Below are 15,639 nucleotides of genomic sequence, written 5' to 3'. Positions count from 1 at the left end.
TCATAAAACTAACAATTAAAAACAAAGGCTTTTCAATATTTAACTATTGACTTCTTCATCATGTTCAACCACCTCGGATTTATCTTGTAATGGCTTCACTACCCGTGCGATCGCTTCCTGAATAAAAGCTTTAATAAATTCATCTCGGCGATTAATTTGAAACTGTCGCTGTACAACTTCCGTCATTCCACCATCACCCCAATCTTGGTCATGACGAAAATATTCAATGAAACTTTTACCTGCAATTCGCGTTAAATAAGCTGCTGTCACGCCTTGAATCGCTCTACCAATAATAAAGGTGGCAACGTTAAGTTGCAAAGCTGTAGATAATAATTGAATTGCTCCTTTAACAATGCCTAAACTAGCGATGGTTTTCGCTAAAGAAAGAGCTAATTCTCGTCCCCGTTCCATATTCAATTCACAGCCATACACTCTGCCAATTTCCACAACCATTTGAGCATTAACTGCGGCTGTCGCCAATAAATCTACAACTGGTATCGGCGTGACTGATACCACACCAGCACCAATCCATTGAAACCGTTCTACGATTTTGTCAGCTTGACGGCGACGCTGGCCATCAATAAGTTTTCGCGCTTCGTCTCCCAATCGCAGAGATTGCAAAAGAATATTATCCGCCACCAAATCTTCACCTTCGGCGCGTAAAACAGCAGCCGTGCGCCGCAGCAAAGGGACAATATCCGATTCCGGCTGGAAGGTTTCGCCAGTTTCGAGTTGTGCGGGTTGGGGATTGGCAGCGATCGCTACCACATCATTAGTAGCAATAAATCCCCGTACCCGTTGACGCAATCTCGCAAGGATGGATTCTTTATCTTCATCTGTATATAAATCAGTTTTGTTGAGAACTAGGAGCGATCGCTTCCCAATTTCTGCCAACCCCCGCAACGGCTCATATTCTGAGCGGCGTAAGTCATTATCTACCACAAACAACAGTAAATCTGCTTCTGTCGCCAGTTCTCGCGCCATCTGTTCCCGTTCCGTTCCTGCCACTCCTGCTTCTAAAATCCCCGGCGTATCTGTAATTAAAATCTTGCGTTCTAATCCCTTCAACCGCAGACAATAGGTTTCTCCAACCTGAGTTGTACCCATCGGTGCATCTACTTGACCAACCATGCGTCCCATAATCGCATTAACTAGGGAAGTTTTGCCAGCACTCCCCGTACCAAATACTACTACTTGAATTTCACCTCGTGCGAGGTTGGCTTCAATCTCTCGCGATCGACTTAATAAAGCTTGACGTGTGACTTCATCTTGAATTTGCGCTACCTGTTGCCGCACAGCCTGGAGAGTTGTAGAAGCTGCGTCAGATTTAGCAGCCGGAATTTGTGCCGCAGTCGCTCGCTTTGGGTTGCGACGCGATCGCTTTTCCCCGGATCTAATCACCAATACATAATAGACAAAAGCGGCAACCAAAGCTCCAATCAGGATAATCAGCAGCAACAGTAGCAAATTGCCTAGCAACGGCGAATAGGATAATTGCCAATAGAGGCGTGACAGGGAATCAATTAGCCATAGGGCTAGCCCCAAAATGACGATCAGACCGACAATCAGCGTTACTATGCGTGACAGAGGCATGGCTGGGAAGGTTTAGTAAGTATTCAGTAGGCAGATGCTTCTAATCTTAATAGTTTCAGCATTTTTTACCAGAGTAGGGGACTTGCAAAGAATAAATTACTCAAAAAAATTAAGAGAGCAAGCTTAAATACGAGCGAAATTAATTCAGTTACCTACTATCTTCCCAATACACAGTTAAAGCAACTGTTGCATCATGAGTTGTGCAAATAGCCCTGATTGATTTCCTAGTTCAACAAAACTACCCTGCTGCACTACTTTGCCATTTGCAAGTACGTAAATTCGGTCAGCGTTTTGAATAGTACTAAGGCGATGAGCGATCGCAACCCTAGTTACCTTTAATTGTTGTAAACTTTCACTGACAATTGCTTGGGTTCTGTTATCTAAAGCGCTAGTCGCCTCATCGAATAGCAAAATCCGGGGTTTCAACACCAACGCTCTAGCAATCAACAGCCGTTGTCGTTGTCCACCAGAAAGATTACTACCTCCCTCACTGACGATTGTATGCATCTGCATCGGCATTGCTGCAACATCATCTGCAAAACCTGCCATCTGGGCTGCTGACCAAGCTTCGTCCATCGTCACTAAGGCACCACTGGCAATATTCTCGAAAATAGAGGCTGACATCAACCGACTATTTTGCAGTACCACACCCAATTGACGGCGTACAGCATGGACATCCAAAGAAGTTAAGTCTTGCCCATCGTAGTAAATTGTGCCAGATTTCGGTAATTCAAACCCCAACAGTAACCTTAATAAAGTTGATTTCCCACTGCCAGAAGGCCCAACAATGGCAATAAATTCTCCTGGTTCAGCGCGAATGTTGACATCATCTAACGTCAAGGGGCCATCGTCGCGATAGCGGAAAGTTACCCGATCTACAACTAATTTGCCCGATAACCTACCCGGATCTGCTTGAGCGGAACTAATTTCCGGTTCAGCTTGCAAAATTGGTTGGGCCCGTTGCCACAAGGGTAAAACTTGCAAAACTTCCACAACTGTGCTGCTTAAGCTAGTGGCTCCGTTAATAAACGTGCCAAAAGCAACGTTGAATGCTAAGAAAGTGCCAGTGGATAAACCTCCTCCTCCAGGAGTTTGAGATTGCCCAATTAAGCTAGTCGCAAACCAGAAGAGGGCAGCAGTGGTTAACACAGGTAATACTTGATTGATTACCGCGAGGCTGTCTTCAATGCCTTGGGTACTCAGCATTAATTTCAGTTGATGCGTATACTGTTTACCCCAGTAGGCGAAGGCGCGGGTTTCAGCTTTGGCGATTCGGAGTTTGGCAACTCCATTAATTAACTGCACCATCACACCAAAGATTTGTCCTTGCAGCTCTAGTAATGGGCGAACTTTACGGACAATAAGAGTACCAGAGATGATAGTGACGGCAATATTTACCAGTGCCACTGCACAAGCGATAAGAGCTAAAGAAACATTGTAGTAAAATAACAATCCCAGATTCAGGAGTGAGAACAAACTGGAGAAGATTGTTTTTAAGACTGTGTTACCCAGTCGCTGGCGAATTTGAGTAATAGCCGTGACTCTAGAATCCAAGTCACCAACTGAGAAAGAGCGAAAAAAGGAAACCTTCAAGTTTAACAATCGATCCCACACTGCGGCTTGGGTGGAGGAATCGGCAAAAGTTTCCAGCCTAATCGTGGCAAACCCAAGGGCTAGTTGAAACAGCGTTCCGCCAAAGGCAGCAGCCACCAAACCAACAGCAATTTGGCTCAACAAGCCTCGATTAGCATCTGGGATCGCTTTGTCGATCAGGATAGCTGTAGCTTGAGGTGTCAGCATTCCTAACAGACTGATGGTAATTCCCATTACTAAAACTATAATTAGTTCTTTGTAATGTCCTTGGAGAGCAAACTGAAGTAAATCAAGAGTTTTCAGCTTTTTATCGGGTAAGGGTCGATAGAATGCGTAGGCAGTCTTAGCTAAGGCTGCTGCTATGTTGGCATCGACAGAGATAGGCGTTCGTTCCCCAGGAACGTAGAGTTTGTAACGTGTATCAGACACTGGTAATAGTGCCACTGGCAGTTTATCGGCAAGCGTAAATGCCAACATCGGCCCGCAATCCTTTTGCCACCAGTTGTCCCGCAACTGAATTCGTCGCAAGCGGATACGCGAAGCACGGGCGATCGCTTCTACAGGATCTTGGACTCGATTAGAATCTTCTGAAGCAGCTGGCGGACAAATCTTAATTCCCAATGCTCGTCCCACAGCACCAGCAGCAATTAGTAAGGCTTGGTTTGGGTCAGTTGCATCAAGATTACTACTGAATCCTATATTATTTAGTCCGTCTGACTTTGGCTGTGGTAATACAGATGCTAATTCTGCTAACGTCTCTTGCATCACTTGGCTCTCAAGACGTTCTCTGGCTTGAAATCTCAATAATTCTGCATCCATCTCCTGCCGTTGCAGCAGATTAATGCAGTGGAGGAAGTAAGTTTGTAGTTGGGACAAACCACCTAATAAGGAATCGATATCTTCTATGTCTGCGGTGTTAACACTTTTCAACTCCACAGTGTTATCTGCTTGTAACCACATATTTTCAGCCAAAGGCAACATTCCAGAGGCAGAAGTTAACGGCAGTTCTGCAAACCCCATCCATCTAGCGCGCCCTTGGAAAATTTGCACCCACAATATTTGATGCGGCTGGAAGATTTGGTCTTCGACTAAGGAGAACTGGCGGATTTTTGGCAGTGATGTTGGTGTCGTTGGCGTAGTGATACCAGCAAGTACCGAACCTAATTGATAAATCCAGCGTTCTATCAGAGTTACTACTTCTTTATTAGCGTCAGCAAACAACTGGTTAAAGTCTGCTCTGGATACTTTGAGAATTTCTGTCTCCTCCAGTGACACTGCTAAAACCTCTTGCTGCTTGCCTTCTAAACTTGGTGCGATCGCAAACATCGCCTGTCCGGCTGTGCTACTAAATAAATAGCGACGAGTGCCTTCGGGAATGCCATCATTAACTGCGATCGCAAATAGCGCCAAGTAACCAGATTTTACTAGCCAAATTGACTCAGGGTCATCTAGTAGTAGTGATTCATTGCATTGAAAACGATAGTGTTGTCCTTTGAGATTTGCGAAGGATAAGAGGGATGAGGGAGACAAGGGAGTAATTTCTTCCCCTACTCCTCTGCTCCCCTGCTCCCTGGTCACTAAGCGTAGCCGAAGTGCTGCTCCCCTGCTCCTCTGCTCCCTTGCCTCCTCCCCTGCTTCTTCACTGCGAATTAATTGTAAATATGGCCCTTCAACTTGCTGCAATTCTTCATGGCTTCCGCATTGGACTATCTTGCCGCGATCGAGGACAATAATTTGATCGCAATCTCGGATAGTCGAGAGTCGATGCGCCACGATGATGCAAGTGCAACCGCGCAACCGCAGATTACGACTGACGTTCTTTTCTGTTTCGGCATCCAAAGCGCTGGTAGCTTCATCCATGATCAGGATACTGGGATTATTCACCAAAGCACGGGCAATTTCTAGACGCTGCCTCTGACCACCACTCAAATTAGTAGCACCTTCCAAAAGGTCAGCATGATAGCCTCCAGGTAGTGAAAGGATGACATCGTGAAGCGCTGCGTCTTGACAAGCTCGGACGAGATGACTCTCAGGTATGGTAGTATCCCAAAGCGTCAAGTTGTCTCTGACGCTGCCAGCAAATAACAAAATCTCTTGCTCTACGACAGAAATAGAATTGGCTAGTACCTGGCGAGAAATTTGCTCTCTGGGTTTGCCGTCGAATCGAATTTCTCCCTGCCACGATTCGTAAAGTCCACATAAAAGTTTGGCAACAGTAGACTTACCAGAACCACTCCCACCCACCAAGGCAACTCGCTGCCCTGGCTTGAGCAAAAGATTAAAATTTTCAATTAGCGGCGCGGCAATTTGGCTATAGCCAAATGTCACATTGCGTAATTCAACATAGCCCTGAAGTTTGGGCAGAGTGTAAGGAGATAAGAGAGACAAGGACGACAAGGAAATATTTTCTTCCCCTGCTTCCCCTGCTCCCTCTGCTCCCCCTGCCCCCCTGCCCCCCTGCTCCCCTGCTCCCCTGCCTCTTTCCTGCAACTGCGAATCAATGGGATTACGTAAGACATCATCGAGGCGAGTCAGATTACCTTCCATCTCTTGGAGTTCGCTTCCCAGACTGATGAGATTACTTACTGGGGCGAAAAACCTTTGCATCATGCCGAGAAAGGCTATTAACATGCCGATGCTCAAGGCTCCATCCATGACTCGCAAACCGCCTACAGCTAAAAGCAGCATGGAAGCGATCGCTGACAGAAAAGATGGTAAAACACCTATTGTCTGGTTTGTTTCCTCTAATTCCTGCTGGGTGTTGATGGCTTTGGCATAGTGACCCGCCCAGCGGGAGAAAAAATCTGACTCTAATCCAGATGCTTTCAATGTCTCCATACTCTGAAGACCAGAAATTTCTACGCCGCGAACTTTTCCCTCTTCTTGGATGAGTTTGATATTGGCATCTACGCGCCGCCCTCTCACCCACTGTAGAGCGGCAAGGTTGATAATGACAAAGGCGATCGCAATTAAAGTTAGTACAACATCATATTGCAGCATCACTACTACATATATAAATACTGACGCTGCTGCAATTACTGTAGTCGCTAATTCACCCGAAAGCATATCGGCGATGCTGTCGTTGAGTTGCATCCGGCTACTGATTTCCCCAGCATAACGCTGATCGTAAAAACTGACGGGTAGGCGTAAAATGTGCCACAGATACCGACTCTTCATACCCACGGACAACTTAATTTTCATTTGACGCAAAAACTGCAACTGTAGCAGCGTCAAAAATCCACTGAGTCCGGCTGTGAAGATCATGCCTAAAATTAGGGGACGCAACCATTCATACCGATGCTCAATCAATACGTTATCTACAAATACCTGGGAGAATGCAGGTAGCGCCAGTCCAGGAATTACTAACAAAAATCCTGCCAGCACGCAGTAAAGTAATGCGCCAATGGAGCCTCGCAACCGCGACCACAAAGCTAAGATTGTACTGGGCTTGCGTCCTCCGCGTTGAAACTCTGAACCAGGCTCTAGAACTAGCACTACACCCGTGTAAGCACCGCTAAATTCTTCTAAGGAGACGATGCGCCGTCCAGTCGCAGGGTCATTGAGATAAACTCGCTGTTTGGTGATTCCTTCTACTACTAAAAAATGATTAAAGTTCCAAAATACAATGTAGGGAAATTTTAACTGCAACAAGCCAGCTAAGTTGGTTTTAAAGCTTTTAGCGCTGAGTCGATAATTTCTGGCAGCCTTCAAGATATTTAAGGCACTAACTCCATCTCGCGAGACACCGCACGCTTGCCTCAGTTCTGTGAGTGGGACAATGCGATTGTAATAACCGAGAATAATTCCCAAAGCAGCAGCGCCGCATTCTACTACCTCCATTTGCAGCAGAGTAGGAGTATGACACCGCTTGTTTTTACGCAAGCGCCCTAATATATTTTGCAGATTTCGCCAGAACATAAAAATATTTTTTAAAACTTGGACTTTGGCTTAACTTAAGCGTTTAAACATAAATATTTAGCTATTTTTCAACATGACTAAAATTGCTGTATTAGACTAATGTTCCCTTCGGAAGTCTTGATTGCATTAATTAAGCCAAATTAATAAGTAAAAAGGTATATTGCTTTCTCATTTTGCTTAAATGCTTTCTTATTTCAGTAGATTTAGCAAGCAAAAAGGCATATTACTTTCTCATTTTGCTTAAATGCTTTCTCATTTCAGTAGATTCAGCAAGCAAAAAGGCATATTGCTTTCTCATTTCAGTAGATCGCGTACTCATTTCAGTAGATTCAGCAAGCAAAAAGGCATATTGCTTTCTCATTTCAGTAGATCGCGTATTCATTTTAGTGTTTTCCGCAAATAATTAGATACATTGTTTTCTCAGTACCCCAAAATACATTCTTATTTAAGTAATTTCTGCACTTTAGTACAGCGTCAAGGTTGATTCGATCGGTAAAATTTTTAATAATTACTTCCTCATTCCCCTCGTCCCCAATATCACGAAATGCCACTCCAGGATCTTAGAATCGGCAGGACAAAAGTAATCGGGGCGCGTTCTTCCACAGTGACTTGTACTGAGGTGGTAGTTCCAGAAGTGACTTTCATGTGTGGCCCTTGGGAAGAAGACCATTTGTAGTCGCTGAAGGTGGAATTGTCTGGTTGCAGTCGCGCAGTAATTAGCATCTGTGGCCCTTGTGACATCAAAGCTTCCACAAATTCGGAATTGCCGACTACACTTAATGCACCTTCTTTAGTCACAGGAAAGGCTGAGACTTCTGTGACAGCACCGATGATGCCACCAAAGCGTTCGCGTTGCACTGTACTAGGTGTGACTTGTAACTTCATCCCTGGTTGAATTTGCTTGCCATCGCCAATGGGAAAAAATGCCACACTCACAGGTTGAGCCGATCGCTTTTGTGCGGCGATCGCTCCTATGGGTGTACCCTGTAAAACAACCTGTCCCGGACTTGCGGAGATTTCTAAAATTCGTCCAGAGTAACTGCTCTTGACTAAGCTGTTGCTTGATAGTTGCAGTGCTAATTGAACAATATTCCGCTGGACTTCCTGAATTTCTTTTTTGCGGGTAGTTACGGTTTCTAAATCTTGTTGCGCCGCAGTCGCTTCTTTGCTATCTAGTTGCTTTAACTGCGCTTGCAAATCTTTAATTGAGTTCAAATTCTCTAGGTATTGTCGTTGGGCATCTGCTTCCTTGACATCCAGTTGCTTGAGTTGCGATTCGGCTTCATTAATTTGGGTGACAGCATTTAGGTAGTCTTGCTGTGACTGTAGGACTGTATCGCCAGAAATTGCTCCCTCCTTCAATAGCTCCTGGCGGTTGGTCAATCTCTGTTTGAAGGTAGGTAAGAGATCCCGCAGTGCTTGTAAGCTTTGGGTTTGATTGGCGCGATCGCGTTGAATCGAATTTAGCCCTTTATCTCTTAAAATTGGGGTGAGTTTCTGTACTGCTTGGAGGTTTTGCTGCAAAGATTGGCGTTGCTGTTTAATCGCTTCTTTGTCTGCGTTTTGTCGCTGTACTTGCACTAAGCTAGCAGCGCTATCTTCTGTTTGTAGTTGCCCTAATTTAGAGCGGACTAGTTGTAGCTGTTTCATCAGTTCGCTTTGGTCTAGCGTCGCCAGCACATCTCCTCTATTTACATAGTCGCCAACTCGGACGTTGATTGTTCGCAATTTGCCTGCGATCGGTGACTGGAATGAAGTAATTGTACTGGGATAGACTATTATTCCAGTACCCGTTACTGTAATTGGGATTCGACCTAAAAAACTCCAAGTCAGCCCCGTTGCCACCAACGAACCAACAGCAACTAGAGGTAGCCACTTTTTCGGGCTGACTACCTGCATAATTTGATCTAGTTCTTCAGGCGAAGAAGCACGCTCTAAAGCTTCTTTGCGAAATAGGTCGCTTTTTTGATTAATCACTATAAATCATCCCAATTTGCATTGCATTCAGAAGGAATTGGGTATTAGGCTGACAACTGAATAAAAAATTACCTTCTGTCTTCAGCGGAAGGCGGATATGTTTTGTTTGCTTTGGCATACTAATATTCAGATGCAAAAATCAACCTACCATCTGATGAAAGGTCGAAAGCTGAGAAAATCAAATTTTTTATTTTTAAATTTTGCGATTTTGTGTAGACGAAGAGTAACTTCTGTTAAAGTAACGATTTTGTAATTTTTATATGAAAACATTGACGGGTGGGTAAGAAGTAAGGGATAATAATGATTGGTCGCTTACCTTTTGACCTTTCGTTATTATCCGGCTTACACCCGCCAATGTTCGTGTAACGTTGTAAAGGGTTGTGATGCCAATAATAGCCAGACCACTATGTTATAAGATGTCTGTAGCTTATTCGTAAGGGTCCTTTGTAGTCCTTTGTCAGTTGTTCGTAGCAATTGGCAAAGGATTACTCTTTAATAACTCTCTTAACGAAATAATGCATAACTTACATGCTTGCTAGCTTAGTGTTGTTTTGATTTGTAGGGATGATACAAATCATACATATAGAAATTTTTGACAATACAAACACCTTAGAGTGACTTTTGGTTGAGGTGATAACTCAACAATAGCGTACTATGCAGATAAGCTAGTATCTATTGGTACTAGAAGCGCACGCGGTCTCTGCTATTATCAATCCCTTGATTTGATTTTTGAATAACCTTAGCATCTCCTCCACCAATTGCTATTGCAACACCAATTTGATTGGATACTTGTACGTTTCCACCTTTGGCTTTAACGTCAATTTTAGCCTTGGTATCGATATCTACACCTCCGCGTCCTCCGACAATTCCACTGATTTCTTCATCAGCTAACTCTGTCATGACTGCGAGTGTTTCTTGTTCAAATGTTACAACTGACATAAAAATTCCTTCCTGGTACAAAATGGTTTTGGAACAGTGAAATAGTAACTCAACATGAGCCTACTATGGAGATAACCTAGTACCTATTAGTACTAGAAGTACACACGGTCTCTGCTGTTATCAATCACTTGATTTGAATTTTGATAAACCTTAGCATCGCCTCCACCAATTGCTGTTCCGTTACCAACTTGATTGGATACTTGTACGTTCTTACCTTTGGCATTAACGCCAACTTTGGTTCTGTTATCAATATCTATACCGCGTCCTCCTCCGACAATTCCACTGATTTCTTCATCAGCTAATTCGGTCATTACAGCGAGTGTTTCTTGTTCAAGTGTTACAACTGACATAAAAATTCCTTCCTTGTACAAAATGGTTTTGGAACAGTGAAATAGTAACTCAACATGAGCCTACTATGGAGATAACCTAGTACCTATTAGTACTAAAAGTACACACGGTCTCTGCTGTTATCAATCTCTTGATTTGAATTTTGATAAACCTTAGCATCGCCTCCACCAATTGCTGTTCCGTTACCAACTTGATTGGATACTTGTACGTTCTTACCTCTGGCACTAACGCCAACTTTAGTCTTGTTATCGATATCTATACCGCGTCCACCGCCGACAATTCCACTGATTTCTTCATCAGCTAATTCGGTCATGACTACGAGGGTTTCTTGTTCAAATGTTACAACTGACATAAAAATTCCTTCCTTGTACAAAATGGTTTTGGAATAGTGAAATCTTTCTTTTAGTTAACCAAATAATAAAAATCTTTAGACGCTTAAAAATGATAAATATCTGACGATTTTTATTATCAAAGTTGTTGTTTAAGCACACTAAATTAATGTGCGCAACGACATTTGTTTTTGGTTTGTTTTGCAATTTCACTATGTTTAAACAATACAGTTTTTTGAAAGATTTTTATATAAAGAAATGATGAAGTTAGCAAAGAGTTTTTTAAAGATTAGTATTTTAAGAAATATCAAATATTGGCATTAATTCAATTTAATAAAGGTACGATAAGTCGATACTATATCTAAAAATAAATTTTTTAAAAGTTACTATAGGTATTACAAAACCTTGCCGAATAAGCAACGGCTAACATATTAAATTATTCATAAAAATAATATCCCCAACTTCTAAAGAAGTTGGGGATACGCACCTTCAATTGGGTACATAAACCGTGAGTTGAATTTTAGTTATACCAATTCTGTATGAAGATGCGCCAAACTATATAAGAAACGAACTGCATAGACGCATTCGCGGCTTCCCGCAGGGTAGGGCGCATACTTCTACGGAGAAGCAAGCTACGCGCAGCATCTCGTCAGAGAAGTACACAAAGGAAGAAAGAAAATTTGGCGCAACCTCACAAATAAATGGTATTACCATGAATGCTAAATAGGTGAAGTCACTGTTGAATCTATTGTTTGTACAACTCCATTTATAAACGTAAATCTTCTTCTTGTGCGTGTTCTTTGTTTAATCTTCGTATTCACAACGTCCTGATTTGAGTCTTGAACAACAGCATCAGTACCATCAGTTGAAAGCGCAGTTATCTGTGATGAAAAATCCAAAACAATACCCCCCACTATTCCTTTTAATTCACTATCTATCAGTTCCTCGACAAGAACTTTTCGATTCCAGGTAGATTTGAAACTCACTTGATTGATATTAGTCATAAATTCCTCCAGAAGTATACAGACAATTTTTGTCTGAGATGTATTTACAAATAGCAGTTTATTTAATAATTTGTCAACAGATTATAAAAAATATCCTACTTTTACTAACTAACTAACTTCTCTCATTTTTTAGTTTTTACTTCTCTAAATTTCCCAACTTGTATTATTAATTTTTCTTCGATATACAAACTTAAAACTACGATTTTTCATGAAAAAAGATTGTCGGCTAGTCTTTGCCATCCGACAAAAGTGAACTATCAATAAAAGCTGTGGTGAAAATATTCATTCGATACTTGCCAAACTACTGTTGAAGTTGGCAGCATCACGCATCTTTATTACGGCACTGAACCGCTAAAATCTCAAATTTTCAATCTCAATTCAAACTTCTGGCACAAATAGTTCTTTATGAACGCAGAAGTGACATGAGAAAATTCAGAAGTCAGAATATTCTGACTTCTGGCTATTTTACTAAACAATGAGGAGTGTATAATTGGTGTTATACTAGGTATTGGTTGAGCAAAAACGAAGATTAATTTGTAGCATTGTCTTCGTCAACAAACTTTCATAAAAATTACAACCTTTACGGGCTAATATTTTTATGATAGTTGCTTCCCTGCCTTTATTTACCTCTCAAAAATCACCTTGAGTTGTTTTATGATGTTGGTTCGCTCAAATTCGCCTCATGTATTAGAAATTAAATTTCTTACACTTTACTTTCGTCGAATTTGGCAGATCAATTACCTTAGAGAGGCCCTGAAAGATCTCCAAAAAATAGATCAAGAGATGTACCCACGTTTCCAAGTAAACTGCCCACTGATCCGAGTAAACCTCCGAAAACTCCTCCCGTTACTCCTTCTAATTCTTCCTCATTAATTTCTTCCAAAATAGCTTCTTGATTGTTGGGTTGTGTCAATTCATTAACGTTAGTCATAATTTTCTCCAAAAAGTACGTAGGCATTTGTGCCTTTGATGTACTTATAAATATCAATTTATCTAAAAGCTTGTCAACCGTTTTTAAAAAAGATCCTACCTTTCCTACTTTTCCTGCTTTTCCTACTTTTAAAACCCACTTTTTTATTTTTTTTCCTAGCGTTTTCACGATGTCAATATCAGAGCAAAATGCACAAATATAATACTAAAGGAGGATGTTTTATATAACAATTTGCTCGTCTAGTTGATATGCTTTGAGTTTTTGTGTAAAACAGTGAATTTACAAACAAAACTGTGTACAAGTTCCTTATACACAGCATGTAAAAACAAATATAGCTTATATCAAAAGACTGATTTATTAATTTTCAATTAGTAATTTAGTATTGTTTGGCGGTTACAAAGTACTACAATATTTAAATTATATATTAGCATTATGAAAACCTGATAATAGAGGTGAAATAAGCGGTTATTTAAAAAAGTTACGCTAAGGATTTGCTCGGACGCTTTCAATATTCCGTAGCTTGCTGCCGCAGACATCGCTAGAGATAAAATTGTCTGGTGCAATCAGTAAAGAACTGGCATTAAAAATTGGTCTGGCAATTATCGTAATCGAATTGCTCCTCACACCTTTTGCAGGTTGGCAGAACTTTTGGAGCTATTTTGGGTTTCGTGGTTGCCGTGATTCCAGAAAGATTGGTATCGGGAGTTATGCCAATACTTTTCGGATAAACCCGACAATCTCTCTTTTGGTCTGGGGAAAGGTTAAAGGGGAAAGGGAAAGAGGGAGAAAAAACCTTTAACCCAAACCCAGTAACCTTTTCCCCAAAGGTAATTCTGAGTTCAAAATGCTTATCCGAGGCGGATTGCCTCATATATAACCAGCAAAGGATGCAGGGGAGGAATTTTGTAAGGTGCTAAATCATTCCGCTTTCTCTGCAATCCCAAAAATTGCAACAATGTGAGAATACATCGGTCTACATCAATTCAGGTAATATTTTAATATGCAGACTATTACCAAAAAGTCAATAAATAAATCTTGGGCTGGTGCGATCGCAGAACCAGCAAAAGAATTTCCCCTTACTCAACTGTCAATTATTTCTGGCAAAATCCCAGATGGCTTGCGTGGCACACTTTATCGCAATGGCCCCGCACGGCTAGAACGCGGTGGCGCTCGTGTCGGACACTGGTTTGACGGAGATGGGGCAATTCTCGGCGTCCATTTCACAGATGCCGGAGCTAGCGGAGTCTATCGCTATGTGCAAACAGCAGAATATATAGCTGAAACTGAAGCAGATAGGTTTCTTTATGGTGTCTATGGGATGCATCCGCCAGGCCCCATCTGGAAGCGCTGGGGCCAACAGATCAAGAATGCAGCGAATACTTCAGTGTTGGCTTTACCTAATAAACTGTTGGCTTTATGGGAAGCAACCAATCCCTACGCCCTTGATTTGCAAACTTTAGAAACGAAGGGATTGGATGATTTAGGCGCTTTGGATAATGGATTACCTTATTCTGCTCATTACAAGCGCGATCCAGACACAGGCGAGATTTTTAACTTTGGAATCAGTATCGGAAGTTCTGTACAACTAAATCTCTACAAAAGCGATGCCACTGGCAAAATTATCCAAAAAACTGCTTTTAAGCTAGATCGCTACTCGATAATGCATGATTTTGTTTTAACTCAAAGGTATCTGGTGTTTTTCATGCCACCGTTGCGGATGAAAATGCTGTCACTTTTGCTAGGTTTGACTACCTTTAGTGAATCTCTGTTGTGGGAACCTCAGTTAGCAACCCAGGTGTTAATCTTCGATCGCGAAAACTTATCCTTAGTTAGTCGTGGCGAAACCGATCCTTGGTTCAATTGGCATTTTGGTAACGGCTATGAAGATAAAGACGGTTCCGTGGTTTTGGACATGGTGCGATATGCAGATTTTCACCAAACTAACGAGTATCTCAGAGAATTCGCAAGTGGTGAGACGCACACAGTAACTCAAGGAACATTGTGGCAAGTCCGCCTCAATCCTCAAACTGGTAAAGTTATAGAAATGCAGGAAGTTGTCAACCGCAAGTGTGAATTTCCTGTAGTGCAGCGATCGCAAGTTGGGCAACCTTGCCGCTATACTTATGTATCATTAATGCCCCAAAGAAGGGATATAGACAAAGAATGGTTCGGTGCGATCGCCCGCTTTGACTATAAAACTGAAACCCTCACCGAAGCAGACTTAGGAGAAAACCGCTATCCTTCAGAACCCATCCACGCCCAAGATGTCCAAAACCCTGAGCAAGGCTGGGTGTTAACCGTTGTATACGATGCTAATACTCATAGTAGTGAAGTTTGGGTATTTGATAGCGATCGTCTGGATGCAGAACCAGTTTGCAAACTAGGATTACCTAGCGTCATTCCCCACAGCTTCCACGGCACTTGGAACCCAGCTTAACAATTTGGGGCAGGGGAGCGGGGGAGCAGGGGAGCAGGGGAGCAACACTTCTCTACGAGACGCTGCGCGAACGGCTACGCTCTGTTACGCAGGAGAAGTTGCAGTAAGTTTTTCCCCTCCGCCCCTCTGCCCCTCTGCCCCTCCGCACCTCTCCCCCTCTGCCCCTCTGCCTTTTATGCCCAATGCCCAATTCACTCTAATCTTTGATAATTGCTAAGTGTAAAAACGTAGTATCCTACATATTGGTATCTAAAAATAAGTCCAAAATCATGAGGAGAAACCCGATAGCATTACTACTTAGCGGAGTGATTGTCAGCTTTGGACTGTCATCATTGTTAGCTCAAGCACAACAAAAGGTTTCTGATGCCCAAGTCGCGGCAATGGTAGAGGCGCTACGACTAGCTGCACCGCAGACCGGCATCGCAAATGATGGACTTTACAGTGAATCCCCGCACGACATGAAAGCAAAAATTAAAGTTGGAACAATTCACCTAGAAGGCACTTGCTTCAAGTGCGGCAAGTACTCCGACCTCAAACTTTTAGGTAAAGACCTACTTTGTCCAGACTGCT

General features: G+C 42.3%; 11 protein-coding genes and 2 pseudogenes. 3 read left to right on the top strand and 10 right to left on the bottom strand.

The features are described 5' to 3' along the window. Positions 1–39 precede the first annotated feature (39 nt). From AC1F2U_RS24535 to AC1F2U_RS24490, 10 genes and pseudogenes are all read right to left on the bottom strand, one after another. A complete protein-coding gene (locus tag AC1F2U_RS24535; RefSeq protein ID WP_480263455.1) occupies positions 40–1,593 on the bottom strand; it encodes a YcjF family protein in 1,554 nt (517 codons plus the stop codon). A 174-nt stretch (positions 1,594–1,767) separates the two neighbouring features. After that, a complete protein-coding gene (locus AC1F2U_RS24530) occupies positions 1,768–4,716 on the bottom strand; it encodes an NHLP bacteriocin export ABC transporter permease/ATPase subunit (RefSeq protein WP_480263489.1) in 2,949 nt (982 codons plus the stop codon). Between the two features lie 108 nt (positions 4,717–4,824). Next, positions 4,825–7,104, bottom strand: a pseudogene (locus AC1F2U_RS24525) (NHLP family bacteriocin export ABC transporter peptidase/permease/ATPase subunit); the annotation flags it as partial. 223 nt (positions 7,105–7,327) lie between these two features. Then, positions 7,328–7,486, bottom strand: coding sequence for a hypothetical protein (locus tag AC1F2U_RS24520; protein ID WP_480263454.1), 159 nt, complete (start codon positions 7,484–7,486; stop codon positions 7,328–7,330). 155 nt (positions 7,487–7,641) lie between these two features. After that, on the bottom strand, positions 7,642–9,081 hold the full coding sequence (locus tag AC1F2U_RS24515; protein ID WP_480263453.1) for an NHLP bacteriocin system secretion protein: 1,440 nt from the start codon (positions 9,079–9,081) through the stop codon (positions 7,642–7,644). Between the two features lie 681 nt (positions 9,082–9,762). Continuing rightward, complete coding sequence (locus tag AC1F2U_RS24510) at positions 9,763–10,020, bottom strand: hypothetical protein (protein WP_480263452.1); 258 nt, start codon at positions 10,018–10,020, stop codon at positions 9,763–9,765. Between the two features lie 92 nt (positions 10,021–10,112). After that, on the bottom strand, positions 10,113–10,370 hold the full coding sequence (locus AC1F2U_RS24505) for a hypothetical protein (protein WP_480263451.1): 258 nt from the start codon (positions 10,368–10,370) through the stop codon (positions 10,113–10,115). Positions 10,371–10,462: 92 nt separating this feature from the next. After that, entirely contained in the window at positions 10,463–10,720 is a 258-nt protein-coding gene (locus tag AC1F2U_RS24500; RefSeq protein WP_480263450.1) for a hypothetical protein, read from the bottom strand. A 696-nt stretch (positions 10,721–11,416) separates the two neighbouring features. Next, positions 11,417–11,701 carry a hypothetical protein gene (locus AC1F2U_RS24495; protein WP_480263449.1) on the bottom strand — a complete coding sequence of 95 codons (285 nt, stop codon included), beginning with the start codon at positions 11,699–11,701 and terminating at the stop codon, positions 11,417–11,419. 742 nt (positions 11,702–12,443) lie between these two features. Beyond that, the gene (locus tag AC1F2U_RS24490; protein WP_480263448.1) at positions 12,444–12,800 is read right to left on the bottom strand and encodes a hypothetical protein; all 357 of its coding nucleotides are present in this window, start codon (positions 12,798–12,800) and stop codon (positions 12,444–12,446) included. A 382-nt stretch (positions 12,801–13,182) separates the two neighbouring features. On the opposite strand from AC1F2U_RS24490, the gene AC1F2U_RS24485 reads away from it, so the two are divergent. The 3 genes and pseudogenes from AC1F2U_RS24485 to AC1F2U_RS24475 all read left to right on the top strand — a co-directional run. After that, entirely contained in the window at positions 13,183–13,431 is a 249-nt protein-coding gene (locus AC1F2U_RS24485; protein ID WP_480263447.1) for a hypothetical protein, read from the top strand. 201 nt (positions 13,432–13,632) lie between these two features. Next, positions 13,633–15,069 (top strand): carotenoid oxygenase family protein, encoded by a 1,437-nt coding sequence (locus AC1F2U_RS24480; RefSeq protein ID WP_480263446.1) that lies wholly within the window; start codon positions 13,633–13,635, stop codon positions 15,067–15,069. Between the two features lie 269 nt (positions 15,070–15,338). After that, positions 15,339–15,639, top strand: a pseudogene (locus AC1F2U_RS24475) (hypothetical protein); the annotation flags it as partial.

The organism is Nostoc sp. LEGE 12454 (assembly GCF_056620565.1).
The sequence above is the reverse complement of the archived record's forward strand: the minus strand, read 5'-3'. Positions and strand labels throughout refer to the sequence as shown.